Raw genomic sequence first — 25,547 nt, 5'->3', positions numbered from 1 at the left:
CAGAAAGAGCGGCAGAACTGCTCGAGCGCCAGATTATTGTTGGGCAAATCGGTCAGCCGACTTTTCCCCGCCAACTAAGCTCCGATCAACGGGGGATGCACCCGGGGGAGATGGCGCGGGCGACGAGCGAGGGGTAACAGAGGGGGCTCTCGCTCGCGCCACTCCCGGGACTATTCACGCGGCCCCGCACCCGGCCCACCCGGTCCTCGCCGCACCCGGGCCCACCCACTCTCCGCCGCAAACCGGTCATGCCCGACGGGTAGCCGCAGCCAAGGCCGCCACCTCCGGCGGCAGCAGGCGGATCCCACTGACCTTGCAGACCGCATCCAGCCGATCCAACACGGCCGGCTCCGCCGTGCTGGCGGCCAGCCCCACCAGCGCCTCCACCAGGTCACGGCGGTCCTGGCTGTTGGCCCCCACCTTGGCAGCGACAGCGAACCACTCGGCCGCCAGTTCCCGATCGCCCCGGCGCAACGCCAGTGTTCCTTCGATCAACCCACAGATCCCATCCGCTGGCATCCAGCTCAGACCCGCCGCCGGCCCCCCCGGTCGCAGCTCGGCCAGCACCTCGGCCGCCTCCGTCACCCGATCGTCCTGTGCCAGCGCCAGCCCGACCGTGCCCAGCACCCGACGGTGGTGCCCCGGGTCGCCCAACGCCATCAACGCCGCCAGCGTCCTCCGCCCCTGATCGACGGCGCTGTCGTACCGGCCCTCAAGGCGCGTGACCTCGGCCAGATTGGCCATCGCGAGCACTCGTAGCCGCCGCTCCCCGCACTGGGCCGCCAGTCGATCCGCGGCAGCCAACCGGCGCCGGGCAGTGGCGAGGTCACCGACCCGGATCCCGTGCCAGGCCAGATTGCTCTGCGCCACCGTCATATCCCGGATCCGCCCGTGCCGGGTGGCCAGCGCCAGTACCGCCTCAGCCTGCCCCCGCGCCTCGTCGTGGTCACCGGTGCCGGTGAACAACCTGCCCAGAACCGTCCGGGCCTCCAGCTCACCAGCGACGTCGCCGGCCGACTGCAAAGCGGCGAGTGCCGCGCGGGCGGCCGGCAACTCCTCCGCCCCCGCGCCGTGCTCCGCAGCCAACCGGGCCACGCCCAGCAACGCCCACGCCCGCAAGACGGGCGCAGCATCAGCGGTACGCGGATCCGCCAGCAACCGGCGCAGCCACTGCCGGCCCGCGACGTCCCGCCCCCGGAAGCGCCACCACCGGACGAGCCCGGCCGCCAGACCCAGCGCGGTCACCGGTTCGTCGACAGCGGCGTGCGCGAGCGCGGAGCTGATGTCCCCGCCCACGTCGTCCAGCCGGTGCACCGCCGTGGTCAGGTCCGCCCCGACCAGGTACGGGGCCGTCTCGGCGACCAGTCTGGCCATGACCCGGGCATGTTGACGCCGGGCCAGGGTGAGTTCCCCCGCGCCGGCAGCCTGCTCGACGGCGAACTCCCGGACGGCGTCGACCAGCCGGAATCGGAACGACCCCACCCCCCTGATGCTGAGGAGTCCCAGCTCCCGGAGCCGGTCCAGCAGCACAACCGGATCGACGACCAGCACCGGGTCCGCCGGTTCGGCACCAACTCCGAGCATCTCCTCGGCCAGCTTGATCGACCAGCGGTTACCGAAGATGGCGAGCCGCCGCAGGGCAGCCCGCTCCTGGGGGGCGAGCAGGAGATAGCTGGTCGCAACGGCGTCCCGCAGCGTCTCGACGACCGCCGCGGGCGATCGCTGTGCCGGGCCCGGATCGGCAGCGTTCCAGCCCGGCCGCGCCGCTGCGCCGGAGGCGGTCGCCAGATCGAGAACCCGATCGCCATACCGGTCGAGTAGCTCGTTGAGGTCGAGAAGGTGCCCCCGCGCCGCCATCAGCTCGATCGCAAGTGGAAGGCCACCGAGGCGCCGGACCAGCCGGGCCAGCGCCGGCAGCTCCTCCACTGTCGGCGGGTTCGGTCGGACCAGCGCGAGCCGGGCGGTAAACAGCGCCACCGCCGGATACCGGGCGAGGGCCGCCGGACCCGCCTCGTCGCGGTCCGGCGGTGGGGTGTCGAGTGGGGCTACGGGCCGGACCCGCTCACCGCGCAGCCCGACCGGGTGCCGGCCGGTGACCAGCACACCCAGGGACGGCACCGTGGTCGCGAGCTGGTGCAGGGCTTCGGCGACCGGGCCGGGAGCCCGCTCGACCGCGTCCACAAGCAGCAGTGCCGGCTGACCCGCGAGGCGGGTGGCGAGCTCGGGGAGGCGAGCGGCCCCGAAGACCGCCGCCGCGGTGGCAAGCAGCTCCGCAACATCCGTTCCCTCCCCGGTGAGGACCCCGGCCACCCCGCCGGGGAGGTGCTCGGCAGCCGCGTGGGCCACCGACAGCGCCAGCGCCGTCTTGCCGACGCCGGCCAACCCGACCAGGCTGACCAGCCGGACTGCCGGCTCGCCGGTGAGCATCCCGACCAGCTCGGCAACGTCCCGCTCCCGGCCGATCAGCTCGGGGGCCGGGGGCAGCACGATCGGCCGTGCCATGCCATCCCGGCCGCCGTGAAGCGGTGACTCGGACTCCGGGCACCGCGACGTCGGCACGTGTCGGGCGGCGGCGACGAAGGTGGACCGCGCTGCCCCGGCCAGCCCAAGGGCGGTGGCGAGCAGTTCGACTGTGGTCCGCTGGGGCCGCGACGAACGGCCCCGCTCCACGTCCCGAACGGTCCGGACCCCGATGCCAGCCCGGCCCGCCAGATCGGCCTGGGTCAGGCCAGCGGCGAGCCGGTGTCCGCGGAGCAGGTCGGGCAGCCCCAGCTGGCCGCCTGACCACCGCGAATGGTCATCCTCCGGGTTCATGGCCAGGAAGGGTACGGATCAACGACGCTCGTCGACAGGTCATCGTCGCCCTACTGACGCGCCACTGCCGATACCCGACAGCGATGCCGCCGAGTAGTCCGGCAACGAAGCGTCCCGGTCCGGCTACAGCCCCAGCTCCCGAGCAATGATCATGCGCTGCACCTCGGAGGTACCCTCACCGATCTCCAGAATCTTGGCGTCTCGCCAGAAGCGGGCCACCGGGAACTCGTTCATGAAGCCGTATCCGCCGTGGATCTGGGTGGCGTCCCGGGCGTTGTCAACCGCGATGGTGCTGGCGTGCAGCTTGGCGATGGCTGCCTGACGCTTGAACGGTTCTCCGGCGAGCATCCGCGCCGCAGCGTCGTAGTATGCCAGCCGAGCGGTGTGCACCCGCAGCTCCATATCCGCAATCTTGAATTGAATTGCCTGATTGGCCCCGATCGGACGGCCGAAGGCGTGCCGTTCCTTCGCGTACCGGACCGACTCGTCCACACAGCCCTGGGCCAGCCCGACGGCGAGCGCGGCGATCGCGATCCGCCCCTCGTCGAGAATCCGCAGGAACTGCGCGAAGCCCCGGCCCCGCTCACCGAGCAGGTTCCCCGCCGGCACCCGGCAGTCATCGAAGGTCAGCTCGTGGGTGTCGGAGGCCGTCCAGCCCACCTTGGAGTAGCTCGGCGCCACCGTGAAGCCCGGGGTTCCGGTCGGCACGATGATCGTGGACAGCTCTTTGGAGCCGTCCGCCCTCGTACCGGTGACCGCCGCGACGGTGACCAGATCGGTGATGTCGGTCCCGGAGTTGGTGATAAACGCCTTCGACCCGTTAATCACCCACTCGTCCGTCGACTCATCGAGTACCGCCCGAGTCTGCGTCCCCCCGGCGTCCGAGCCGAAGCCCGGCTCGGTCAACCCGAACGCGGCCAGTGCCGTGCCGTTGAGTAGCCGCGGCAGCCACCGTGCCCGCTGCTCATCCGTGCCGAACCGGAAGATGGGCATAGCGCCGAGCGAGACCGCCGCCTCGAGCGTGATCGCCACGCTGGAGTCGATCCGGGCCAGTTCCTCCAGCGCGAGGCAGAGCGCGAAGTAGTCACCCCCCATTCCGCCGTGCTCCTCCGGGAAAGGAAGGCCGAACAGGCCCATCTTTCCCATCTGGCGAATGACGTCGTACGGGAAGGTGTGCTGCTCGTAGTGATCCGCGATGACCGGAGCGACAACCTCCCGGGCGAGGTCGCGGACGCTCGTCCGCAGCGCCTCGTGCTCCTCGGTGAGCCGAAAGTCCATGGGTTCCTCCTGGTAGGGGGATGGGTCACCCCGGCGCTCGTGACGCCGGGCGGCCGGGTCAGACAGGGGTGACGCCGTGCCGACGGGTGGCGAAGTGGCGATCCTTGCCGCGGGCGGCGGCGAACCGGCGAGTCAACTCACCGCGCAGCTCGGGTGGTTCCACGATTGCGTCAACCACCAGTTCGCTGGCGAGCCGGACGACGTCGATGTCCTGCTCGTACTCCTCGCGCCGGGCAGCGACAAAGGCGGCGCGCTCGCTCTCGTCCCCGATAGCAGCGATCTTGTTGGCGTAGACCGCGTTTACCGCCGCCTCTGCACCCATCACGGCGATCTTCGCGGTCGGCAGGGCAATCGTGGCGTCCGGCTCGAATCCGGGGCCGGCCATCGCGTAGAGGCCGGCACCGTAGGCCTTGCGCACCACAACGCAGATCTTGGGTACGGTCGCCTCGGAGATCGCAGTGATCATTTTGGCACCGTGCCGGATGATGCCCTGCTTCTCCACCGCGCTGCCGACCATGAACCCCGGCACGTCGGAGAGGAACAGCAGCGGCACATTGAACGCGTCACAGAGCTGCACGAACCGCGTCGCCTTGTCGGCCGAGTCGACGAAGAGCACGCCCCCCTTGAACATCGAGTTGTTGCCGACCACGCCCACGACCTCGCCGTTGAGCCGGCCGAAGCCGATGGTCAGCTCCTTGGCCCACAGCGCCTGGATCTCGAAGAAACTCCCCTGGTCGAGCAGCCCCTTCGCGTACCGACGCATGTCGAACGCCTGCCGCTCGCTGGCCGGTACCAGCGCCGCCAGATCGACCTTCGCCGGCGCTTCGACCGCGGGTGCCGGGGGCGGCTGCTGGGTCCAGTTCGTCGGCAGATACGACAGGTAGCGCCGCACGACATCAAGGGCGTCGGCCTCACTCCGGCAGAGGAAGTGGCCGACGCCGGACTCGGCGCAGTGCACCCGGGCCCCGCCCATCGCCTCCAGTGTCGTCTGCTCTCCGGTGACCATCTCGACCATCCGGTCCGAGCCCAGGTACATGCTGGCGTTTCCCTCGACCATGGCGACCACGTCGCAGAAGGCCGGGATGTACGCCCCACCGGCCGCGCTCGGCCCGAAGAGCGCACAGACCTGGGGAATCGAGCCAGACGCGCGGACCTGGTTCCAGAAGATCTTTCCGGCGCCCCGCCGGCCGGGGAACAGATCCACCTGGTCGGTGATCCGGGCACCGGCCGAGTCGACCAGGTAGACCATCGGAACCTTGGTCGCGTAGGCACGCTCGATGATCCGAATGATCTTTTCGACGGTCCGGGCGCCCCAGCTGCCGGCCTTGACCGTGGAGTCGTTGGCCATCACACAGACCGGACGGCCGTCGATGGTGGCGGTCCCGGTGACTACGCCGTCGGCGGGCAACCCCTCGGCCAGGGCGTTGGCATAGAGCCCGTCCTCAACAAACGATCCCTCGTCAACCAGGAACGCGACCCGTTCCCGGGCGAAGAGCTTCCCCTTGGCGGCATTCGCCGCATGGTACTTGTCCGCGCCACCGGCCCGGGACCGCTTGCGTAGCTGCTCCAGCGCCTCACCATCGAGCGTCACGCCGACTCCTCCTGTGCCGCCGCTCCCGGTCCGGCGCGCACTCACGTGCACAACCGAACCTTCCTGAACGATCGTTAGGGTAACGCACCACGCCCACCATCCGCCCGCCCGCACCGGGCAGATTCGGACACCAATCCGGCGCCACGGCAGCGACCACCGTGCGGCCGGGGCCGACCGCACGGTGGTGGGAACCAGCCCGGCGAGGGAGTCAGCCCGGCAGCGGAGTCAGCCGGGTCCGCGGGCCGGCCCGGAGTACGCCACTGGGCAGGCTTCGGCCGACCAGTTCTTCAGCCAGTTCGGCGACCTCGATCAGTGCGGCCAGGTCGATACCGGTGTCGACACCCATGTCGTGCAGCAAGTGCACGGCCTCCTCGGTGGCCAGGTTGCCGCTGGCCCCGGGCGCGTACGGGCAGCCACCCAGGCCGCCGACGCTCGCGTCGAATTCGGTGACCCCCAGCTCGATGGCGGTCAACAGGTTCGCCAACGCGGTGCCGCGGGTGTTGTGGAAGTGCATCAGCACCGGCACGGCTGCGTCGCGATCACGTACGGCCGTCACCAGTTCGCGAACCCGGCGGGGCGTCGCCATGCCGGTGGTGTCGCCAAACGCCACCCGGTCGGCGCCGTCGCGCACCACGCGGTCCACGATGCCGGCCACCCGAGCGGGGTCAGTATCCCCCTCGTACGGGCAGCCGAAGCTGGTCGCGACGATGACCTCGGCCCGAGCACCGGCGTTGTGGAGCAGCTCGACCAACTCGGCGATGTCATCCAGCGACTCGTCGGTGGAGCGGTTGACGTTGCGCCGGTTGTGGGTGTCGCTGGCGGAGACCACCACCTCTATCTCGGTGAACCCGGCAGCCAACGCGCGATGGGCACCCCGCGTGTTCGGCACCAGTGCCGAGTAGCGCACCCCTTCGGTCCGCTCCGCCCGCCGCCACACCTCGTCGGCGTCGGCCATCTGCGGGATCGCCTTTGGGTGCACAAAGGACACCGCCTCGATCCGCCCCACCCCGGTCCGGGAGAGCGCATCGAGCAGTCTTACCTTCGCCTCGGTCGGAATCGGCTCCTCGTTCTGGAGCCCGTCGCGCGGCCCAACCTCCCGAATGGACACGAATCCCGGCATACTACCCATGGGCCACCTCACTGTGACACGCTCTGGTCCGACTCCCCCAGCATGTCACCCGCAGCCGTGGCCGAGTCGATCGCGTGATCACGACAGTCGGGGCAGCGCGGCGACCAACCCGACCCGACCGCGGGGTCAGCTCCCCGACCCCGCGGTCGATACCTCGACCCGGGCGCACCCGCCCGAGGTCGGATGTGGGTCAGCGCATTCGGGAGACGATGCCGGTGTCGTAGTCGCCGGAGAGGAACTCCGGGTTGTCCAGCAGCTCGGCGAAGAAGGGCAGGTTGTTCTTCGGCCCGGCCAGCTGGAACTGCGCCACCGCGGCCCGCGCCCGACTGATCGCTTCGGCGCGGTCCACGCCACTGACGATGAGCTTGGCCATCAGGCTGTCGTAGAACGGGGTCACCGTGTTACCGGCGACATATCCCGAATCGACGCGGACGCCCTCGCCGGTCGGCTCGGTCCAGGTGGTGATCGCCCCCGGTCCGGGCAGGAAACGCTTCGGGTCCTCGGCGTTGACCCGCAGCTCGATCGCGTGCCCACGCGGCGTCAGGGCATCCGGGTCGAACGTCGGCGGCAGCCCCGCGGCCACCCGCAGCTGCTCCTCGACCAGGTCAACCCCGTAGACCAGCTCGGTGACCGGGTGCTCAACCTGCAGGCGCGTGTTCATCTCCAGGAAGAAGAACTCGCCAGTGGTGGGGTCGAGCAGGCATTCGACCGTGCCGGCGTTGCGGTAGCCGACCGCCTCGCCGGCCCGCACCGCCGCGGCCAGCAGACGGGACCGAAGCTCCGGGGTGACTGCCGGGGAGGGGGACTCCTCGACCAGCTTCTGGTTCCGTCGCTGCACCGAGCACTCGCGCTCGCCGAGCGCCACCACCCGGCCATCCGCCAGGCCGAGAATCTGCACCTCGACGTGGCGTACCCGGGGGAAGTACCGTTCGATCAGGACGGATCCGTCCCCGAACATCCGCTCGGCGAACGCGCGTACCTTGTCATACTCGGTGCGGAGCGCGGCCTCGTCGTTCGCGATTCCCATGCCCATGCCGCCCCCGCCGGCGGCGGCCTTGACCATCACCGGGTAGCCGATCTCCGCCGCCGCGTTAACCGCCGCAGTAAGATCCGCCGCCGGCTCCGTGGTGCCCGGCGCGACCGGCACCCCGGCCGCCGCCATCAGATTCCGGGCATTGATCTTGTCACCCATCGCGGTGATCGCGTCCGGACCGGGCCCGACCCAGAGCAGCCCGCTCGAAGCGACAGCCTGCGCGAAGTCGGCGTTCTCCGACAGGAAGCCGTAGCCAGGGTGGATCGCCTGCGCACCGGTCGACTTCGCGGCGGCGAGGACCGCCTCGACGTTCCGGTAGCTCTGCGCCGGGTTCGCCGGACCGACACAGACCGCCTCGTCGGCCTCGGTCACAAACGGCAGGCCGGCGTCTGCCTCTGAGTGCACCGCCACCGCCCGGACACCGAGCCGCTTCGCAGTCCGGATGATCCGGCGGGCGATTTCGCCCCGATTGACGACCAACAGTGACTCGATCATGTTTCCTCCAGCGTCCCGGGGTCGAACGGACAGCTAGGGAACCATGCCACCCCGGCTACTGACGAGTCAGTGTGCGGCACAGCCCCTCGATCCAGCCTGAGGCAACCTCGGGCCCGGGCCCAATACTCAGCGGGCTGTCGGTGCCAACAGGGCAGCCAGCGTCGCGCCCCGGAGCAGCTCGGCTCGGCGCTGCCGGTCCACCACGCCGCCGAGGAACGGGGTCGAGTTCATCAGGCCGAAGGCGGCGTGGGCCAGCACCCGTGCCTCGTTGTCGGGCAAGCCCGGGTGCGACGCGGTCAGCACGCTGACCCACTCCTCGACGTACAGCCGCTGGAGCCGGCGAATGCGGCGACGCGGTTGATCAGGCAACCGGTCCAGCTCATGCAGATGCAGGGCGATCACCGCCGGCTGGGCCAGCGCGAAGTCGACATGAAAGTCGATCAACGACTCCAGTGCGGCGCGCGGATCGTCGGGATGGGCGGCGGCCCGCTCCCGGCCGCCGGTGAGCAGCCCTTCGCTGACCGGGGTCAAGGCGGCGACCAACATCGCCTCCTTGCCGGCGAAGTGGTGGTAGAGCGCCGGACCGGTCACCCCGGCGGCGGCGCCGATGTCGTCCATTGACACACCGTGGTAGCCCCGGGCAGCGAACAGCCCGACCGCGATCTCGAGGATCTCCTCCTTGCGGGACCGACGCCGGCCGCCGCCCACATCGCCGTTCGCCGCTCTGGGCGACTGCTGCACCGTCACGGGGAGAGCGTAGTCCGCAGACTCCACCGCGTGCAGTGGCCGGGGTTGTGCCTCGGGTTCCCGAGGCACAACCGGGTAGCGACCAGGCGCGGTGGTCCGCGCTGGACAGCGCTGGGCCGGTCAGTCCGTCAACCGGGTCAGGATGGGGCGCTTGGCGGTGACCGTATCGCCGGAGCTGCGACCCGTGAGGCGACGCGTGAGCCAGGGCGCCAGGTGCTGGGTGGCCCAACGGAGGTCGTCGGTGCGGGCCGTCAGCCACGGCTTGGGCAGCGGACATTCCGGGGCCAACAACCAATCCTCGGCACAGCTGACCCCCAGCGCCGTCAGCACCTGGGCGGCCACCCGCCGGTGCCCGGCGGAGGAGAGATGCAGCCGGTCGGTGCTCCACAGCATCGGATTCAGGTACGTATCGTCGGCGTACAGGTCGACCAGGATCGCGCCGTGCCGTTCCGCCGTGTCACCAACCGCCTGATTGAGTAGCTGCACTCGAGGGGCGACCAGCCGCTGCCCGGGCAGGCGCGCCATGACGTCGGCGAAGCGGAACAGGACTACGTCGGCCCCGCCTGCACGCAGCCGCCCCACCACGTCGTTGAAGCGCGCGATCAGGTCTTCTGGGTCGAAGCTTCGCCGCAGCACGTCGTTCCCACCTGCCGCGAAACTGATCAGATCCGGCTGCATCGCCAACGCGGCGGGAACCTGCTCGTCCACCACCCGGGGAAAGAGCCGGCCACGAATTGCGAGGTTCGCGTACCGGAACTCCGACCCGGCCTCCACCGCGAGCCGGGAGGCCACCAAGTCAGCCCAGCCCCGAAAGCCGCCGTCCGGGTACGTGTCGTTCAGGCCCTCGGTGAAGCTGTCCCCGACCGCCACGAAACTGCGCCAGCCCACTACACCCTCCAGGGTAGGGAAGGGCTCGTGTCTCCGCCTCCGGTAGCGGTGAGCCCTGCCTGAGAAGCGATAGTTTCTCAGCAATGGTGCCTCTGCCGGTGCCCCCGGGTCGGAGCCGGGTGACATCGAGGCGATGGGAAGCCGGACAACCTCTGGTCGAAGGGTGACCGCAGAGACAGGTGTAGTAAGGGTGGAACGGGGAACCGCGTCCCGATCGGGCTGGATCGCTTCCAAAGGAGTCCCATGACCAGTTTCCGGGTCAGCGACGTGATGACAAGGCAGGTCATCTACCTACCGATGGATACCACTCTGGACGAAGCCGCACGGGTGATGAAGGAGGCCGACATCGGGGACGTGGTCGCCACCGACGGCGCCACCCTCGCCGGGGTACTCACGGACCGGGACATCGTGGTCCGAGCCGTCGCCCTACGGAGCGACCCGGCCCGGACCACCATTGAATCGATCATCACCCGTGAGGTGGTGATGATCGAACAGAACTGCACCACGGGCGAGGCGGCGGCCCTCATGCGGGAGCGGGGCGTACGGCGAGTGCTGGTCTGCGACAACGAACGGAGGCTGGTCGGCATCGTCTCCCTCGGTGACCTCGTCCTGCGGCTCGACCCTCAGTCGGCGCTCGGCCAACTCAGCGGGCAGGCCCCGACGCCGTGACGTGGCACGTCTCACCCGGCCGTGAGGCGGGCACACCCTGCCGCCGCGACGTGGCACGCCTCACCCGGCCGTGAGATGGGCGCGCCTCGTCGTCACACCGCCCGGCCCGGATTCCGGGCGGCGGTAGCCTGAGGGGATGCCCGAGATGCCTCCCCGGCTGGTCGAGATTGTGGACGAGTTCGCCACGGCACCCCGTGACATCGTGCTGGAACTCCTGCTGGAGTACGCCGACGCCATCGGGCCGTTGCCGTCCGGGCACCCCGGCCGCGCGGAGATGGAGCAGGTCCCGGAGTGCCAGACGGCGCTCTTCCTGCGCGCACGCGTAACTCCGGAGGGCAGCGTCGAAACCGTCTTCGACTGCCCACCCGAGGCGGCCACCACCCGCGCCTTCGCGGGGATCCTCGCTGAGGGGCTCGCCGGCGCTCGGCCAGCGCAGGTGCTGGCCGTCCCCGACGACCTGTACCAGCGGATGGGGCTGGCCCAGGCGGTAAGTCCGCTGCGGATCCGGGGCGGCACCGCGGTCCTGGCCCGACTCAAACGTCAGGTCCGGGAACAGACGCGCTGACGCCCGGGTTGCCTTCGGTTATGGAGATCGAAATCTACGGCGATCTGGTCTGCCCCTGGTGCTATCTCGGCAAGCGCCGGCTGGAGCGGGCGCTCGCGTCCTACGACGGCGCCGCGACCGTCAGCTACCGACCGTTCCAGCTCGACCCGGCGCCGGTTCCCGAGCCGCTGCCACTACTGGACGCGCTGGGCGCGAAGTTCGGCGGCCGGGAACGCGCGCGGCAGATGGCCGACCAGGTCACTCGGGCCGCCGCCGGAGACGGCATTGAGTTCGACTTCGACCGTGCGCTCGCCGCGAACACCTTCGACGCGCATCGGCTGGTCGCCTGGGCGACCGAGCGGGACCGGGCCGCCGAGACGGTAGAGGCGCTACACCGGGCCCACTTCCGCGACGGCGTCGACATCGGCTCCCGGCCGGCGCTGGCCACGATCGCGGGCGAGGTCGGCCTGGACGCCGCGGCAGCCCACACCTTCCTCGAGTCCGACGGGCAGGTAGCCGAGGTCCGCGCCCGGCTGGCCGCCGCGCGGGAACTCGGCATCACGAGCGTGCCGACCTACGTTCTCGCCGGCAAGTACGCGGTGAGCGGCGCGCAGGATTCGTCAGCCCTGCTCGCCGCCCTGACCGAGGCCCAGCGACAACTGGCGACCGAGGCCTGATGGAGCACCGGCGCCGGCCAGGGGAATCGACCATCCTGATGTTTCACGTGCAACAACATTGACAACCACAGCTGCCTGGCCGTGCGGGCACCGCTGCCAGGTCAGCTCCCGGCGAGATAGCCCTTTCCCTCCAGCAGGGTCCGATCACGGTGGGCGGCCAACTCCTCGGCCCGCTGGGCCTGGATCCGACGCACCTCCGCCTCCTCCAGGGCGTGCCGGATCGCGAGGCGGATCACTCCGTACAGGAAGACGAACCCTCCGACGTACAGAATCACGGTGGTGACCAGGGTGAACATGAGGCCACCGTAGGTCCGTCCGCGCCGAGTGGAGCGGTGGCCACGGACGGGTTCCCCCGAACGTGACCGCCGCCCACCACCCGGCCCAGGGGCGCCGAGGGCCGAGGGCCGCCGGGGTGATCAAGCGGTCTCCATCGCCTCCCCAAGCCCCTTGGCCAGCCCAGAAAGATGCTGATCGGCGAGCACGTGACCAGCGGTGACCACCAATGCCACCGGCCACTCGATGACCTGCAGCAGGGTGAGCAGACCCACGCCCGCGTAGTACGCCAGCTTGTCTGGCGGCGGGATCGCCACCTCCCCCAGTACCGGCACCTCCACTCGGCGGGTGAACGTCCGGATCATGTCCCGACTCCCACTGAGATCCCGGGTCAACACACTCATCTCGACCTCCCAGAAAACGGCGGTGACCGCCGTGGTTTTCCACCGTCGCCGTCCTCCATGCCGTCCTGGTCGGCAGAACTTCACCGCTGGCCAAGGGCATAACGGACGGCCGGGCGGGAAGTAAGACCGCCGGGACACACGGCGTGGGAGGCGGGATGGCGTACGGGAAGAGTGACACCGGGGGATCGGGCCGACACGAGTCCCGCCGTACGCCTCGATGATCCCGCTGGGCCGCGTTGCTGGCAGCGTGCGCGTGCCGGCCGTGCCCCAGCTGATGGGGCAGGCGGCCCGCAACCTCGGATCCGCCGCTGCCCGGGCCACACGGCTCACCGGACTGACCCGCCGCCGGGTCTGGTCCCGCTACGGCCGACACCACATCGAGGTGCACGGTGTCTGTCAGGACGGCGGGGACCAGCTGGCCCGGCAGGTCGAAGCGGCGCTGGAACGCGTACCCGGCGTGAGCTGGGCGCGGGTGAACGCCCCCTCGGGACGGGTGGTGGTCGCCGTCGGTTCCCCCGAGCCAAGGCTGCGCGACCTGATCGCCACCGTGGCCCGCGCCGAACGCATCAGCCCACACGAACCGGACCCGGAGATCCCCCCGCCGCACCCGCCGGAGGAGGGCCCCCGCACCCCCCGTACGCTCGGCGCCCTCGCCTCCGACGCGCTCGGTCTGACGATCTCCGCTGCCACCCGGATCCTGCCCTTCACCCCGGTGCCGGGTGAGGTATCCGGCCTCCTCAACGCGGTCGACCTGCACCCGAGGCTGCATGCCCTCGCCGACCGGGGAGTACGCGCCGACCCGCGTTCCGACCTACTCTTCCCGCTGGCCGAGGCGGTGACGCAGGGCCTCGCGGGTGGCTGGACCGGCATCGTCCTGGACAGCCTCCAGCGGGTGGTGCAATGGGGCGAGGCGCGGGCCCAACTCGGCGCGTGGACAACGGCCGAACCCCGGCTCACCGGCGCCCCGGGCCGGGCCGCTGCCCCCGTCCTGCCCACCGAACGTCCCTGCCCGAAACCGGATGGACCGGCCGAGACGTACGTGCTGCGGATGCTCCACGCCGGGGTGGCAGCCGCCGCTGCCGCGGTCCCGGTGGCCGGTCCGAAACGCGCCGCCGCACTCGGCCTCGCCGCGCTTCCGAAGGCCAGCGGTGCCGGCCGGGAGGGGTACGCCGCCCAACTCGGTAGCCTGCTCGCGCGGCGCGGCGTCATCGCCATGGACCGCCGCGTGCTCCGCGAACTCGACCGGATCGACACGCTGGTGCTGGACGCCGCGATCCTCGGCTCCGACCGCGGTGTCCTCACCGACCTGGCGCCACTGGGCGACGCGGAGCTGGGCGAGGTGGGTGCCCGAGCGTTTGCCCTCTTCGACCCGGATCAGCCGACGGCGGTCCAGCACGGCGATGGCTGGGATCTCGGCCCGCTGGACCGCCTCGACGCGGCTGACCCGGGCGACACCCTGCACAGCGACCGGCTGCGCGCCTCCGGTGGCCGACTCCTCGGCCTGGCACACGGCGGTCGGCTCGTCGCGCTGCTCCGGGTCGAGGCCGAGCCGGCCCCCGGCGTGGATCTCCTACCGGCCGCCGCTCGACGCGCGGGGTTGCGGCTGGTCGTGGCGGACGACGACCCAAGCCGGTACGACTTCGCCGACACCGTCCTCGCCGGCGGTGCCCAGCTCACCGCAACCGTACGCCAACTGCAACGCGACGGCGCGGTCGTGATGCTGCTCTCCGGTGACCGGAGGGCGCTCGCGGCAGCCGACTGCGGCCTCGGCCTGACCATCGACGAGGAACTGCCACCCTGGGGTGCGCACCTACTGGTCGGAACCGACCTCCGGGCCTGCGCGCTGGTAGTCGAGGCAGCTGGGGTGGCGCGCCGGATGACGACGCAGAACATCCGGCTGGGGCTCGGAGGCACCGGTCTCGGGACGCTGTCCGCCCTCACCGCCGCACAGGAACAGCTCCCGGACCGGACTCAGGCCGCGGTCAACGGGACGGCGGCGCTGGCGTTCGCCCACGGCGTGTGGCGGGCTCACCACCTGCCCAAACCGACCCAGGCCCCCGCCGGGCGGACGGCGGCCCCATGGCACCTGATGCCGGCGGGAACCGTCCTCGACGAGCTGGGTAGCAGCTTCGACGGGTTGGATCCGACGGAGGCCGACCGCCGACGCTCCGACCACGTCGCCGACGGTGGTCCGACTCCGACCCTGCTCCGCGCCTTCCTGGACGAGCTGGCCAACCCATTGACCCCGGTCCTCGCCGCCGGAGCGGTGCTGTCCGCGTCGTTCGGCTCCCTGGTTGACGCCGCCCTGGTCAGCGGTGTGGTCGGCGGCTCCGCCCTGGTCGGGGCGGCACACCAACGCAACACCGAGCGGTCGCTGGCCGAGCTGCTGTCCCGTACGGCCATCACCGCCCGGGTCCGGCGCGGCGATGCCGAGCAGCAGCTACCCGCCGACGACCTGGTCCCCGGCGACGTGATCATCCTGGAACCAGGTGATGCCGTACCGGCCGACTGCCGGGTCCTCGAGGCCACGGGGCTGGAGGCAGACGAGTCCTCGCTCACCGGTGAATCGTTGCCGGTCGGCAAGACCGACCAACCGGTGGCCGCATCCGACATCGCCGACCGCCATTCGATGCTGTACGAAGGCACCACCGTCGCCGCCGGTCACGGCCGGGGCGTGGTCGTCGCCACCGGTACCGACACGGAGGCCGGGCGCAGCCTCAGCCTCGCTCGGCAGGCCCGGCCCAGCGGCGGCGTCGAAGCGCGACTCGGCGGGCTCACCGGTTCGGCGATACCGCTCGCGCTCGGATCCGCCGTCGCGGTCGCCGGTGCCGGCGTTGCGCGCGGCGTACCGCTGGCGGAGACCGCCTCAACCGCCGCGAACCTGGCCGTCGCGTCGGTGCCCGAGGGGTTGCCGTTCCTGGTCAGCGCCGCGCAGCTGGCGGCGGCCCGGCGCCTGGCCGAACGCGGCGCCTTGGTGCGTAACCCCCGCACGATCGAGGCGTTGGGGCGCGTCGACGTGCTCTGCTTCGACAAGACCGGAACCCTGACCGAGGGGCGGCTGGTGCTCTCCGGAGTCGGCGACGGTACTCGGTTCGACACCGTGGACCAGCTCGACGACCACCTCCGCATGATCCTCGCGGTCGCGCTGCGCGCCACTCCGGACGCCGAGGACCCGGAACAGCTTCCCGAGCAGGCCGACCGGGCGATCCGCCAGGCGGCCCAGGAGACCCACACGGTGGAGCAGACCGATGCCGAAGACTGGCGTCCCGCCGGAGGGCTTCCCTTCGAACCGTCCCGCGGCTACCACGCCACCGTCGGCACCTGTGACGCCGGCCTGGTCCTCAGCGTCAAGGGCGCCCCGGAGACCGTCCTGCCCCGCTGCCGGAACCGGCGGACCGAGGCCGGGGTGGTGCCGTTGGACGACGCGACCCGGGAGGCGGTCCAAGAGGAGCTGCTCCGGCACGCCGGGGCCGGCCAGCGGATACTGGCCCTCGCCGAACGGGCCGTGTCCGACGAGTCCATCGCCGACGACAACGTCCAGGGCCTGACCTTCGTCGGCATCCTCGCGCTGGCCGACGGGATCCGGGCCAGCGCCGCCCCGGCGGTGGAGAGCATCCGCAAGGCGGGAGTGCACACGATCATGATCACCGGCGACCATCCGGCCACCGCCGAGGCGATCGCCTCGGTGATCAGCCCCGGTGACGGCCAGCGGGTGGCGACCGCCAACGACCTCGTGGACCTCGACGACGAGGCGCTGGCGGCTCGCCTGGTCACCACCGACGTCGTGGCCCGGTGCACCCCCGCCCACAAGGTACGGATCATCCAGGCGCTCCGGACCTGCGGTCGCACCGTGGCGATGACCGGCGACGGTGCCAACGACGCACCCGCCATCCGCCTCGCCGACGTCGGCATCGCCCTCGGACAGCGCGGCACCCCCGCGGCTCGCGCGGCGGCCGACCTGGTGGTGTTGGACGACCGGCTGGAGACCATCATCGCCACCCTCGCCGAAGGGCGGGCCATGTGGTCGTCGGTCCGGCACGCGCTGAGCATCCTGTTCGGCGGCAACCTTGGCGAGATCGCGTTCAGCATCGTTACCGCCGCCGCTGACGGCCGCTCCGCGCTCAACGGCCGGCAACTGCTACTCGTCAACCTGCTCACTGATCTGGCCCCCGCTCTGGCCGTTGCGGTCCGGCCACCCCCGCCGGAACAGAGCGAGAACCTGCTCCGGGAAGGACCCGACACCTCCCTCGGCGCCACCCTCAACCGGGAACTTGGCGTCCGTGCCACCTCCACCGCGCTCGGCGCCACCGCCGGCTGGATGCTGTCCCGGTGGGTGGCGGCGTCACCCCGCCGGGCCGGCACGGTAGCCCTGGTGTCGCTGATCGGCACCCAGCTCGGCCAGACCCTGCTGGCCGGCGGCACCACCCCCGGCGTTTTGATCTCCACCGCCGGCTCGGTGGGGGTACTCGTACTGGTCGTACAGACTCCCGGCCTCAGTCAATTCTTCGGCTGCACCCCGCTCGGCCCGATCAGCTGGACGATCGCCACCGGCTCCGCGGCCGGGGCCGCACTCGCCAACGGCACGGTCGCCCGCCTGGTGGAGCAGCTACCGGCCCCGCCCCGCCCCGGGGTGGACCTACACGACCTACTCGCCCGCCTTCGGGGGTACGCAGCCAGCGCCGGGAATGACGGCTAGCGCCAGGGGAATGATCATCGTCGCCCACCTCCAGGGAACGCAGGCCGTCCCGGCATCCGCCGAGAGAAGGTCGTACCCGGCAGGCGGCTACGTCCAGGTGGCGGCGGCGCGGCGCAACCGGTCATTGATCGCCCGGCCCACCCCCACCTCGGGCACCGGTTCCACCAGGATCTCGTCGACGCCGGCCCCATCCAGTCGATGTAGCGCGTCGAACAACCGGGCCGCCGCCTCGGTCAGGTCGCCCCGGCTGGACAGCACCTCGACCGCCGCCCAGTCCCCCACCGGAGCGCCCCGGAAGCCCAGGAACCCCCGCCGGGCGGCGCCGCCGTCGGACGGCTCAACATCGGTGGCCAACCGCAGCCGCGTACGCGGGGCGTAGTGCGCCGCCAGCGTCCCCGGCGCCACCGGCTGGCCCGAACTGCCCGGCCGGACCAGCACCGGACCGACCGCCTCCTGCAGCGACTCCACCGGCAGCGCGCCCAACCGCAGCACCACCGGACGGTCGCCTCGTGCGTCCACGATCGTCGACTCGATCCCACACCGAGTCGGCCCGCCGTCGAGCACCACGTCAACGGCCGCCCCCAGCCCCGCCACCACGTGCTCGGCCCGGGTCGGGCTGAGCTGGCCGAACCGGTTCGCGCTCGGTGCTGCCACCGGTACCCCGGCCGCCGCGATCAACTCGCGCGTCGCCGCGTGGTCCGGCACCCGCACCGCCATCGTCTCCAGCCCGGAGGTGACGATTGGCGGGATCACCGACGGCCGGTCCACGATCAGCGTCAGCGGCCCGGGCCAGAACCGCTCGGCCAGCACCGCCACCGCCGCCGGCACCGTACCCACCAGCTTCTCCAGCTCCGCCGCCTCAGCCAGGTGGCTGATCAGCGGGTCGAAGCTCGGCCGCGCCTTGGCGGCGAAGATCCGAGCCACCGCCGGGGCGTCCAGTGCGTTCGCGCCCAGGCCGTACACCGTCTCGGTGGGTAGGGCCACCAGACCACCGGCCCGCAGGATGGCAGCGGCCTCGGCGGCACCGCTGTCAGCGGGCAAAACTCGCGGCGTGCTCACGCCTCGACGCTAGCCTGCCGGAACCCCTCCCCCGCCGCCGACCCGATCAGCGTGCAAGATTTCGCTGGAGCAGTGACAAAACTCGGACCCATGACCGAGAACGCCAAGAAGCGAATAGCCGTACCGGCCAGAGCGTCCCTCCAGGGCATCGAGAAGGTCTGGTCGCGGGTATCGGAGCAAAACGGCACCTATCGCTTCGATCGCTCGGTATCCCGGGACGAGGTCTACTCGATCGACACCCCGCCGCCGGCGGTCAGCGGGGCGCTGCACGTCGGTCACGTCTTCTCCCACACCCCGCGCCACCGACCTCGCCGCCTTCGCTCTGGTCAGCCGGGATGTTCGAGCAGCGGGGGTGGTGCGGGAGGTCGACACCGCCGAGGCGGACACGCCGTTGACGCCGGAGATCACACTCGGCTGACGGGGCCGGGCTGCACCGGCCCTCCGCCTCCTACCGGATAGTGGTAGGTAGCGGAGTGCCGTCCAACCCGCCACCGGTGCTAGCATTGCTCTCATTCCTCGGTGAGGAGAAGCGATGGCAGCCCTCAGCATCAGAGATCTCGACGACGCGGTCCGGGACAAGTTACGCCGCCGCGCCGCACGGCACGGTCGATCCATGGAAGCCGAGATCCGCGACATCCTCACCGCCGCCGTCGCCGAGGACGCGCCGGCAACCGACCTGTTCAGCGCACTCACCGATCGATTCGCCAGACTCGGCGGCGTCGAACTGGATCTGCCGGACCGTGCCACGCCACCCCGCGCGGCGCGGCTGCCCGAATGATGATCGTTCTCGACACCAACGTCGTCTCCGAGCTCATGCGGGCGCAGCCCGCCCCAGCGGTGCTCGCGTGGATCCAGCAGAGTTCGAGCGCCGGCTTGTACACCACTGCCGTCACCGTCGCCGAAATCCGCTACGGCATCGCGCGGCTGCCGGAGGGTCAGCGCCGGGAATCACTGCACCAGGCGGCCAATGAGATCTTCGCCGCCTTCCCACGCCAAGTGCTGCCCTTCGACCTCGCCGCCGCCGGCGCCTACGCCGGCGTAGTCGCTGGCCGGGAACGGCTCGGCCAACCGATCAACGGTTTCGACGCCCAGATCGCCGCCATCTGCCGCGCCCAAGCAGCCACCCTCGCCACCCGGAACACCAAGGACTTCGCGGACACCGGAATCGACGTCCTTGATCCCTGGCAAACCACGGTTACCTGACTCGTGCGCCCGGCTGCCTACCGGGTCAGGGCAGGCAGCCGGGCGCATCGGCGGCCAGGTCGTCGGACCGCGTATCCGGGCCCACCGTCACCACGCCGGTGACGTTTCCCATGGCATCGGGCCCCACGAAGACCCGTACCTGCCACAACTCGTTGCCCGACATCGCCGTCCTCCCAAGCAGTTGGTCGACAACCCGCCGTTCCCGTTACGGGCGAAGGTCGGTCTTGGCGTCACCGGTGACCGGGTCGAAGGGGTAGGAGAGGTGCTGGTGGGTCATCAGCCAGGCGCCATCTCTGCGCTGGAAGACACGAGTCCCACGGGACCAGCTCTCCACTGGCTGGCTGCCAGCGGTCACCTTGACATGGTTGAGCCCCCAGGCGACGGCGAGGTCACCATCGACCAGGACTTTCAGGTCGGGAACGTGCCAGGTGACGCTGCTGTCGCCGGCCGCGTCGAGACCGGCCTTGCAGACCTCGCGGATGGCGTCGACCCCGACGCACTGCAGCACCTGGTCATGCTCATAGGAGACGACCTCGTCGGCGATGGGGGCCATCAGGCCGTCGAGGTCTTTGGCGGCGGTGCTGGCGAACCAGCGTTGATGCAGCTGGCGCAGGTCCTGCTCGGCGGCGGCGTGGTCCTGCTCGGCGGCGGCGTGGTCCTGCTCGGCGGCGGCGTGGTCCTGCTCGGCGGCGGCGTGGTCCTGGTGCGGAGCGGGGTCGGCCGCGGTGGACCCGTCGGTGAGCGGAACTGAGTGGTGCTCATGAACGATGACCCATCGGCCAGCCTGCTTGCGCAGACCGAACGTCAGCCGCAGCCGGCTATCGGGATTGTCGGCGAAGTCGCGCTCGGTGCCGCAGCGCAGCAGGGCGTACGCGAAGGCAACATCCTCGCCCGCGGTGACCTCCAGCGCCTCGACGTCGAACGAGGCGCCCTGGGCCTGCCATCGGAAGAATGGTGGCCAGGTCTCGCGGTAGGCGTCGAGACCCCGCACCCCCTGCTGCGGCGGCGGCACGTCAAACATCACGATGTCCTGCGTGTGGTCGGCAAGAACTCCGGTGAGATCGCCGTGGTGGACCGCTTTGGCCCAGCGCTCGATCAGGGTGCGGATTTGCTCCTCGTTGGTAGCCATGGTCGGCTCGGTCCTTCCGGGTTGATGCGTCCGTCAGGACTACAACCCGGGCCAGTCCGCAAAATCATCGCGCGCCGGGCAGGTTCTCTTCCCACAGCTGGACCGGCAGGCCGAAGGTCGGGAAGTCGGCGTCCAGGAACGAGACCACCTCGGCCACCTGCCGCCCGCGCAGCGTCAGCACGTCCAAACCCGCCGGGACGTACGCGCCCCGCTCGTCGCTCCACAGGTAGGTGCCGAACGCGAGCTGCCCGTTCGCCCAGGCCGGCACGAACCGCCAGCGATGTCGCAGCACCGCCTCGACCAGGAACCCGCGGATTGCTACCGGGCCGGCGTACCACCTTGTCAGCGGCGGCATCGAGTATCGTGCGTCCTCGGTCAGCATCGCCACGATGGCGTCAACGTCGCCAGCCTCCCAGGCGGTCACGTACCGCCGGGCCACCTTTCGTTGTTCCGCGTCGCCGAGCGTCTGCAGGGTCTGCTGTTGGCTGGCTTCGGGGCGAAGTTTCACAACGACCTTGCGGGCCCGTTGCAGAGCGCTGTTGACCGCGGCCACCGTGGTGCCCAACACCTCAGCGACCTCACCGGTGGTGTAGCCGAGCACGTCGCGCAGCAACAGAACCGCTCGCTGCGACACCGACAGGTGCTGCAAGGCAGCGACGAACGCCAACTCCACGCTCTCTCGCGCCACGATGCGAGCTTCGGGGCTCAGCCGCGCCGTCCAGTCCATCTGCCGATCGGGGTACGGCTCCAGCCAGGCCGCCTCGGTCAGCGGCGCACCGCCCGGACTCAGATCCGTGGGCAACTCACGCCGACCCCGACGCTCAATAATCGTCAGCGACCGGTTCGTCGCAATCTTGTACAGCCACGGCCGAACTGACCCGTGATCCTCGAAGCGCTCCAGGCTGCGCCACGCCCGGTCCAAGGTCTCCTGGACCGCATCCTCCGCGTCATGGACCGACCCCAACATCCGGTAACAGTGGACGCGTAGCTCGTCCCGCAACGGCCCCACCAACCGGCCGAAGGCATCGCCGTCACCGGCCCGCGCCGCCACCAACTGCGTCGCAGCAGCCTCGCCCAGCCGCCTCGAACTGCTTTCGCGACCTCCGGCACCGCTCACCAGCGCCAGGCTACATCGACAACGCGGGGGTGAGCCTTCGTTGCGGGGACATGTCCGCGGTGCCAGGAAAGCCTGCCCGCATTGCACGCCGACCACGACCCAGGTCGCCCGCGGCGGCGAAGAGTGCCTTGGAAAAGGCGCGTCACACCGGGGCCGAGAGTGCTACTGGCGGGGGCCGTCTCGGCCTCCATTGGTCTCCGGTGCCACGAACGTGATGATTCCGTCCGCCTCCACGGTCCGTCCTGGGGCATCCTCCCCGCAGCCGGAGAGGAAGGCCATCGGCAGGACGAGCCCAACGAGCGCGGGGACAGAGACTCGGGGGTGGAGATAGCTCAGCACGGCGCGCCCTCCCAGTCCATGATCACTTCAGGCGGGGGCAGGTTAAGGTCGGCCCTCTACATGAATTAACGCTCGCCGCTGGGCTCGGTGTCCAGCCGCGGCATCGCCTCCACGAGGGTTCGGTGGATGTGGGCCAGGTCGGGGTCGGACCATTCGGTGGAGCCCGCGTCACTGCCGCCCCCGCCGTCCCAGTCCAGTTCCGGGGCCACGGCGTACTGATACACCCACCACATGTTGCCCCACGGGTCACGCATCCGAGAAAAGACCGTGCCGAAGAAGTCGGTCGGCCGAGTAATGATCCGCGCGCCACGCTGCACGGCCCGCGCGAGAGCGACCTCGGGCGGCGGCACTCCCTCGCTGAGCATTTGGTGGGCACGACGCGCCCGGTCGAGCCGCTCGATTTCCTTGCGGCGCAGGCCCGTGATCGACCGGAACCGCCGCTGCCAACTCCGTCGCGACAGCCCACGGTCGTCGCCGTTGAGCGCCCGCCGGATGTCGGCATCCGCCACCAACACCCCGTCGGCCACAAGCCGCGCGACGAAGGACTCGTGTCCCTCCCACCCAGGAACACGACAGCGGCGGCCCCCGAGCGCTACCTGCCCGTCGGCGACCGGCAGCTCAGCAATCGCACCGCGCAGCAACGCCTTGTCCACGCCTGGGATCACCACGTCAGCGGAGAGCTCGACGCCCCAGTAGGACTCCCCCGCATGTGAGCAAATCGGCAGACCCGTAATCCGCGGACCCGCCAGCTCAGCCGCCAGCGATCCATCGGGGCGACGGATGAACGACAGGCCCCAGTGCTCGCTCGCCTCGTCGATGTAGTCAGCGGCCTCCTCGACGTAGGCACGCCAGACTGTCCGGACCTCGGGCATGGGCGAAGCTCGCTGCTCCCACACGCACCGATGGCAGGTCAAACTACGTCATGCCTAGTCACAGGCTTGGAAGGTGGAGCCCAGGGGACTTGAACCCCTAACCCCTGCCTTGCAAAGGCAGTGCTCTGCCAGTTGAGCTAGGGCCCCGGAAGCGGTCCGTGCCGCCGAACGCCGACCAGTGCGGGTCAGCGCAGATCGGGCGCGGTGGTGGCCTCGTGCCACAGAGCACGCTCGTCGTTGGTTTCCTTGACTCGCTTGGCCACGATTGCCGCCACACCGACGATACCGACGAGGATCAGCAGCTTCTTGAACATTAGGGCAACCCCTCACGCTCGACAGTGCCGTCGGACCTACCCGAGGACCGTATCAGCCGGAAGCAAGGCCCGGTTAACGGGCCCGCCGGCACGTGGCCACCGGACCACTCATCACCGCCCCCACCCCCGCTGGCGTTGCGGAAGCGATCACTCCGGCTGATGGCAGACCGCCTCGACGTTGTTGCCATCCGGATCGCGGACGAAAGCACCGAAGTAGGTCGGGTGATATTCCGGCCAGACCCGGGGCGCATGCAGCACCTCCGCCCCGAGCGCCACCGCGGCGTCATGGAACGCCTGCACCGCAGCCCGGTCCGGCGCGGTGAAGGCGATGTGCGCCTCGACGCCCCCGATCGCACCGCCCAGCGGGCTGAGCCAGAAGTCAGGGGTGCTGCCGCCATAGCCGACCGCCCCCGGGAACTCCATCAGGCGACGCCCATCAAGTGGGGCCAGGACGGCATCATAAAAGGCGAGACTGGCATCGAAATCGCGCACCTGAATGCCAAGGTGGTTGAGCACCCGAACCTCCTCGAAGGCGAACCGACCCGTGGAAGGCGGGCCAGGACAGAACATCGAACGGCGCAAGGCTAGGGGTGGGGTACGACACTTCCAGTGTCTCGCCGCCGGTGCCGAGGTTGTCCGGCCGGTGACATCGGTGTCTGACACCTCGGCGAGCAGGGCGTTGCCGGAATAGGGCCAGGAGCGGCCGGGCGCGGGTGGAGACCTCGATCGGCTCTATGAAAAAACTCGGCCCTCAGAATGTGAGGACCGAGTGGTAGGTGGGGCTAGCTGGAATCGAACCAGCGACCTCAGAGTTATCAGCTCTGCCGGTCCCAGCATCGTTCGATCTCGCGTCCCCTGGGTGCCGCTGACCTACACAACACCGATACCTTACTGCTGTCTCGAAGCTGGTGTTACACCGCCGCTTTCCTCCTCTGCTGCTTCCTCGTAGACCGAGATGAGCGCCTCGATCATTCGCCGCCTGGCGGTAGCGGAGATCTTGAGGTTGCGAATGCGATCCACCTCCTCAGCGAGTTCATCGCCACTCGACGGAGCGGCGGGCTGTGGCCGGGTTCGGGCGCGGGGGGTTGGGTCGTCACCGCTCAAGATCGCAGCGACGCTACCCGGCTCCCAGTCGAGTGCATGCTCGATGCCAGGCCAGACGTGCTCAGACGTACGGACTGTGGCCTTTTCCGCACCTGACCACGTGTTACGTGCGATCTGCGCCAGCTTTGCGGCCTCGCGCTCGGTGCGGCGAAGTGCTAGGCGTCGCTGCCGGATCGCGGCTCCTAGTGCGGCGCGTCGGTCTTCCATACGCGCCATCATGGCAGCTCACTCCGGCTCAATCTAGCGCACAAGTCATTCATTCATCTCAATCTTGAACTTGTGAGTGGCTCATCCTGGCTCAGTCTGGTAGCTTTGCCGGCATGACCCATGCAACACCGAACTACGCACCCAGCGGGGTGGAGATCGACGGGGCAGCCCTACGGGAGCGCCGAAAGCTCGCCGGACTGACGTTGACCATGCTTGCGGATCGTGCTGGCCTCAGCCTTGGTTACCTGAGCCAGATTGAGCGTGGAGTTAAGCCAACCATCTCCCCACCCCTATTTCGACGCCTTGCCGGCGCACTTGACCTCGAGGCTGACCCGTCACAGCTCCGTCGGGCCGCCTGATGGCCAGTCCGGCTCAGCGGCAGCTCGCCGCATCTATCGGCAGCCTGACGCGCTGGTCACGCATCACCAGCGCGGAGGCACGGAAGGCCACCCTTGCTCCAGCGCGGATAGCACGGCTGAGGCAGTGGGAGCGGCAGGCCGACCCGCAGGGCGTCCTACCGCCCGACGAACTCGCCGCAGCCGTGCAGCGGCTCAAGACGGCGCACTACCGGCGTATGGCCCTGGCCAGCGCCAAGAAGCGCGCCGCACCGCCCAGCAGTAAGTGAGCCCCCCGCCGCAGCAACGGCGAGGGGCTCGACACCCGGACCAGAACCTGATCAACCAAGGAGTCCAGATGCACACCGATCGTACCGACACCACCGAGCGCCCCGGCTGCGCCGCCGCCGCGGCTGGTGTCCACTGCTCGCCGGCCTGCTTCCGCAGCCGCGGCTGGGACTGCGAGCACCCGCTGCCCACGCCGGCAGCAGAGCCGCAGGCCACCCCGGGGCCGGACTACTGGCAGGATCTCGCCGCTGACCTACGTGCGGTGGCTGACCGGATCGGCTCTCTCGCCGGCACACCGGCGCCCTCGGTGAGCACGAGTCTGTGCCTGCATGTCGGGCTGTA

Annotated in this window: 23 protein-coding genes, 2 tRNA genes and 5 pseudogenes; 10 read left to right on the top strand and 20 right to left on the bottom strand. The window is 70.3% G+C overall.

Annotated elements, in window-relative coordinates; genetic code table 11:
* Window positions 1-246 precede the first annotated feature (246 nt).
* From K228_RS0114285 to K228_RS0114255, 7 genes are all read right to left on the bottom strand, one after another.
* The gene (locus K228_RS0114285) at window positions 247-2,814 is read right to left on the bottom strand and encodes an ATP-binding protein (RefSeq protein WP_025619048.1); all 2,568 of its coding nucleotides are present in this window, start codon (window positions 2,812-2,814) and stop codon (window positions 247-249) included.
* 123 nt (window positions 2,815-2,937) lie between these two features.
* Window positions 2,938-4,092: an acyl-CoA dehydrogenase family protein gene (locus K228_RS0114280; RefSeq protein ID WP_025619047.1), complete on the bottom strand. Its 1,155-nt coding sequence runs from the start codon at window positions 4,090-4,092 to the stop codon at window positions 2,938-2,940.
* 58 nt (window positions 4,093-4,150) lie between these two features.
* Window positions 4,151-5,683 (bottom strand): acyl-CoA carboxylase subunit beta, encoded by a 1,533-nt coding sequence (locus tag K228_RS0114275; protein ID WP_025619046.1) that lies wholly within the window; start codon window positions 5,681-5,683, stop codon window positions 4,151-4,153.
* A 208-nt stretch (window positions 5,684-5,891) separates the two neighbouring features.
* Entirely contained in the window at window positions 5,892-6,803 is a 912-nt protein-coding gene (locus K228_RS0114270) for a hydroxymethylglutaryl-CoA lyase (protein ID WP_025619045.1), read from the bottom strand.
* Window positions 6,804-7,002: 199 nt separating this feature from the next.
* Window positions 7,003-8,340 carry an acetyl-CoA carboxylase biotin carboxylase subunit gene (locus K228_RS0114265; protein ID WP_025619044.1) on the bottom strand — a complete coding sequence of 446 codons (1,338 nt, stop codon included), beginning with the start codon at window positions 8,338-8,340 and terminating at the stop codon, window positions 7,003-7,005.
* Window positions 8,341-8,466: 126 nt separating this feature from the next.
* Complete coding sequence (locus K228_RS0114260; RefSeq protein ID WP_025619043.1) at window positions 8,467-9,048, bottom strand: TetR/AcrR family transcriptional regulator; 582 nt, start codon at window positions 9,046-9,048, stop codon at window positions 8,467-8,469.
* 159 nt (window positions 9,049-9,207) lie between these two features.
* Window positions 9,208-9,975, bottom strand: coding sequence for an SGNH/GDSL hydrolase family protein (locus K228_RS0114255; RefSeq protein ID WP_025619042.1), 768 nt, complete (start codon window positions 9,973-9,975; stop codon window positions 9,208-9,210).
* 243 nt (window positions 9,976-10,218) lie between these two features.
* Here K228_RS0114255 and K228_RS0114250 point away from each other — a divergent pair, with 243 nt between their 5' ends.
* The 3 genes from K228_RS0114250 to K228_RS0114240 all read left to right on the top strand — a co-directional run bounded on the left by K228_RS0114250 (window position 10,219) and on the right by K228_RS0114240 (window position 11,865).
* Entirely contained in the window at window positions 10,219-10,644 is a 426-nt protein-coding gene (locus tag K228_RS0114250; RefSeq protein ID WP_025619041.1) for a CBS domain-containing protein, read from the top strand.
* 136 nt (window positions 10,645-10,780) lie between these two features.
* Window positions 10,781-11,209 carry a SufE family protein gene (locus K228_RS0114245; RefSeq protein ID WP_025619040.1) on the top strand — a complete coding sequence of 143 codons (429 nt, stop codon included), beginning with the start codon at window positions 10,781-10,783 and terminating at the stop codon, window positions 11,207-11,209.
* Between the two features lie 20 nt (window positions 11,210-11,229).
* Window positions 11,230-11,865, top strand: a complete 636-nt coding sequence (locus K228_RS0114240) for a DsbA family oxidoreductase (RefSeq protein ID WP_025619039.1) — start codon at window positions 11,230-11,232, stop codon at window positions 11,863-11,865.
* Window positions 11,866-11,966: 101 nt separating this feature from the next.
* Here the strand turns inward: K228_RS0114240 and K228_RS0114235 are convergent, their stop codons facing one another.
* Together K228_RS0114235 and K228_RS0114230 are read right to left on the bottom strand one after the other, a co-directional pair.
* Complete coding sequence (locus K228_RS0114235) at window positions 11,967-12,161, bottom strand: hypothetical protein (protein WP_018722533.1); 195 nt, start codon at window positions 12,159-12,161, stop codon at window positions 11,967-11,969.
* Window positions 12,162-12,281: 120 nt separating this feature from the next.
* Window positions 12,282-12,642: pseudogene (locus K228_RS0114230) on the bottom strand (hypothetical protein).
* 117 nt (window positions 12,643-12,759) lie between these two features.
* Between K228_RS0114230 and K228_RS0114225 the strand changes: the two are divergent.
* Window positions 12,760-17,238, top strand: coding sequence for a cation-translocating P-type ATPase (locus K228_RS0114225; RefSeq protein WP_025619038.1), 4,479 nt, complete (start codon window positions 12,760-12,762; stop codon window positions 17,236-17,238).
* Window positions 17,239-17,325: 87 nt separating this feature from the next.
* On the opposite strand, the gene K228_RS0114220 is transcribed toward K228_RS0114225, so the two are convergent.
* Window positions 17,326-18,279, bottom strand: coding sequence for an L-threonylcarbamoyladenylate synthase (locus K228_RS0114220; RefSeq protein WP_025619037.1), 954 nt, complete (start codon window positions 18,277-18,279; stop codon window positions 17,326-17,328).
* 108 nt (window positions 18,280-18,387) lie between these two features.
* On the opposite strand from K228_RS0114220, the pseudogene K228_RS27195 reads away from it, so the two are divergent.
* The 3 genes and pseudogenes from K228_RS27195 to K228_RS0114205 form a co-directional block, all read left to right on the top strand.
* A pseudogene (locus tag K228_RS27195) lies at window positions 18,388-18,591 on the top strand (hypothetical protein); the annotation flags it as partial.
* Window positions 18,592-18,829: 238 nt separating this feature from the next.
* The gene (locus K228_RS0114210) at window positions 18,830-19,075 is read left to right on the top strand and encodes a FitA-like ribbon-helix-helix domain-containing protein (RefSeq protein WP_025619035.1); all 246 of its coding nucleotides are present in this window, start codon (window positions 18,830-18,832) and stop codon (window positions 19,073-19,075) included.
* Complete coding sequence (locus K228_RS0114205) at window positions 19,072-19,500, top strand: type II toxin-antitoxin system VapC family toxin (RefSeq protein ID WP_245603478.1); 429 nt, start codon at window positions 19,072-19,074, stop codon at window positions 19,498-19,500. Before K228_RS0114210 ends, K228_RS0114205 begins: the two co-directional genes overlap by 4 nt.
* Window positions 19,501-19,525: 25 nt before the next feature.
* Here K228_RS0114205 and K228_RS28350 read toward each other — a convergent pair whose 3' ends face one another.
* The 10 genes and pseudogenes from K228_RS28350 to K228_RS28340 form a co-directional block, all read right to left on the bottom strand.
* Entirely contained in the window at window positions 19,526-19,663 is a 138-nt protein-coding gene (locus K228_RS28350; RefSeq protein WP_245603477.1) for a hypothetical protein, read from the bottom strand.
* Between the two features lie 42 nt (window positions 19,664-19,705).
* Window positions 19,706-20,629 carry a YybH family protein gene (locus tag K228_RS0114195; RefSeq protein WP_025619033.1) on the bottom strand — a complete coding sequence of 308 codons (924 nt, stop codon included), beginning with the start codon at window positions 20,627-20,629 and terminating at the stop codon, window positions 19,706-19,708.
* 64 nt (window positions 20,630-20,693) lie between these two features.
* Complete coding sequence (locus K228_RS0114190; protein WP_033776908.1) at window positions 20,694-21,680, bottom strand: sigma-70 family RNA polymerase sigma factor; 987 nt, start codon at window positions 21,678-21,680, stop codon at window positions 20,694-20,696.
* 228 nt (window positions 21,681-21,908) lie between these two features.
* Window positions 21,909-22,085, bottom strand: a complete 177-nt coding sequence (locus K228_RS28345; RefSeq protein ID WP_155251584.1) for a hypothetical protein — start codon at window positions 22,083-22,085, stop codon at window positions 21,909-21,911.
* A gap of 65 nt (window positions 22,086-22,150) precedes the next feature.
* Window positions 22,151-22,414, bottom strand: a pseudogene (locus K228_RS30190) (VOC family protein); the annotation flags it as partial.
* Window positions 22,409-22,981: pseudogene (locus tag K228_RS30185) on the bottom strand (helix-turn-helix domain-containing protein); the annotation flags it as partial. The pseudogenes K228_RS30190 and K228_RS30185, both read right to left, overlap by 6 nt.
* A gap of 50 nt (window positions 22,982-23,031) precedes the next feature.
* Window positions 23,032-23,104, bottom strand: a tRNA-Ala gene (locus K228_RS0114175).
* Between the two features lie 38 nt (window positions 23,105-23,142).
* Window positions 23,143-23,271: a DLW-39 family protein gene (locus K228_RS29190; RefSeq protein WP_011903934.1), complete on the bottom strand. Its 129-nt coding sequence runs from the start codon at window positions 23,269-23,271 to the stop codon at window positions 23,143-23,145.
* A gap of 147 nt (window positions 23,272-23,418) precedes the next feature.
* Window positions 23,419-23,787 (bottom strand): VOC family protein, encoded by a 369-nt coding sequence (locus K228_RS0114165; protein ID WP_025619030.1) that lies wholly within the window; start codon window positions 23,785-23,787, stop codon window positions 23,419-23,421.
* Window positions 23,788-24,048: 261 nt separating this feature from the next.
* Window positions 24,049-24,153: transfer RNA gene (locus tag K228_RS28340), tRNA-Ile, on the bottom strand.
* Window positions 24,154-24,695: 542 nt separating this feature from the next.
* Here K228_RS28340 and K228_RS27185 point away from each other — a divergent pair.
* From K228_RS27185 to K228_RS0114155, 3 genes and pseudogenes are all read left to right on the top strand, one after another.
* The gene (locus K228_RS27185) at window positions 24,696-24,941 is read left to right on the top strand and encodes a helix-turn-helix domain-containing protein (RefSeq protein WP_080671605.1); all 246 of its coding nucleotides are present in this window, start codon (window positions 24,696-24,698) and stop codon (window positions 24,939-24,941) included.
* Window positions 24,941-25,207, top strand: a complete 267-nt coding sequence (locus K228_RS0114160) for a hypothetical protein (RefSeq protein WP_025619029.1) — start codon at window positions 24,941-24,943, stop codon at window positions 25,205-25,207. Before K228_RS27185 ends, K228_RS0114160 begins: the two co-directional genes overlap by 1 nt.
* A gap of 68 nt (window positions 25,208-25,275) precedes the next feature.
* Window positions 25,276-25,547 (top strand): annotated as a pseudogene (locus tag K228_RS0114155) (hypothetical protein); the annotation flags it as partial.

It is taken from the genome of Salinispora cortesiana (genome assembly GCF_000484695.1).
In the GTDB taxonomy this organism is placed as follows: domain Bacteria; phylum Actinomycetota; class Actinomycetes; order Mycobacteriales; family Micromonosporaceae; genus Micromonospora; species Micromonospora cortesiana.
This window is presented reverse-complemented; position numbering and strand designations above follow the sequence as displayed.

Excerpts from the sequence above, each read along its gene's own strand:
- K228_RS0114235 (WP_018722533.1), bottom strand. The coding sequence starts at position 12,161 with ATGTTCACCCTGGTCACCACCGTGATTCTGTACGTCGGAGGGTTCGTC.
- K228_RS0114160 (WP_025619029.1), top strand. The coding sequence starts at position 24,941 with ATGGCCAGTCCGGCTCAGCGGCAGCTCGCCGCATCTATCGGCAGCCTG.
- K228_RS0114210 (WP_025619035.1), top strand. The coding sequence starts at position 18,830 with ATGGCAGCCCTCAGCATCAGAGATCTCGACGACGCGGTCCGGGACAAG.
- K228_RS0114250 (WP_025619041.1), top strand. The coding sequence starts at position 10,219 with ATGACCAGTTTCCGGGTCAGCGACGTGATGACAAGGCAGGTCATCTAC.
- K228_RS0114280 (WP_025619047.1), bottom strand. The coding sequence starts at position 4,092 with ATGGACTTTCGGCTCACCGAGGAGCACGAGGCGCTGCGGACGAGCGTC.
- K228_RS0114270 (WP_025619045.1), bottom strand. The coding sequence starts at position 6,803 with ATGCCGGGATTCGTGTCCATTCGGGAGGTTGGGCCGCGCGACGGGCTC.
- K228_RS28350 (WP_245603477.1), bottom strand. The coding sequence starts at position 19,663 with ATGTCGGGCAACGAGTTGTGGCAGGTACGGGTCTTCGTGGGGCCCGAT.
- K228_RS0114285 (WP_025619048.1), bottom strand. The coding sequence starts at position 2,814 with ATGAACCCGGAGGATGACCATTCGCGGTGGTCAGGCGGCCAGCTGGGG.
- K228_RS0114240 (WP_025619039.1), top strand. The coding sequence starts at position 11,230 with ATGGAGATCGAAATCTACGGCGATCTGGTCTGCCCCTGGTGCTATCTC.
- K228_RS0114265 (WP_025619044.1), bottom strand. The coding sequence starts at position 8,340 with ATGATCGAGTCACTGTTGGTCGTCAATCGGGGCGAAATCGCCCGCCGG.
- K228_RS0114225 (WP_025619038.1), top strand. The coding sequence starts at position 12,760 with ATGATCCCGCTGGGCCGCGTTGCTGGCAGCGTGCGCGTGCCGGCCGTG.
- K228_RS0114245 (WP_025619040.1), top strand. The coding sequence starts at position 10,781 with ATGCCCGAGATGCCTCCCCGGCTGGTCGAGATTGTGGACGAGTTCGCC.
- K228_RS0114205 (WP_245603478.1), top strand. The coding sequence starts at position 19,072 with ATGATGATCGTTCTCGACACCAACGTCGTCTCCGAGCTCATGCGGGCG.
- K228_RS29190 (WP_011903934.1), bottom strand. The coding sequence starts at position 23,271 with ATGTTCAAGAAGCTGCTGATCCTCGTCGGTATCGTCGGTGTGGCGGCA.
- K228_RS27185 (WP_080671605.1), top strand. The coding sequence starts at position 24,696 with ATGACCCATGCAACACCGAACTACGCACCCAGCGGGGTGGAGATCGAC.
- K228_RS0114195 (WP_025619033.1), bottom strand. The coding sequence starts at position 20,629 with ATGGCTACCAACGAGGAGCAAATCCGCACCCTGATCGAGCGCTGGGCC.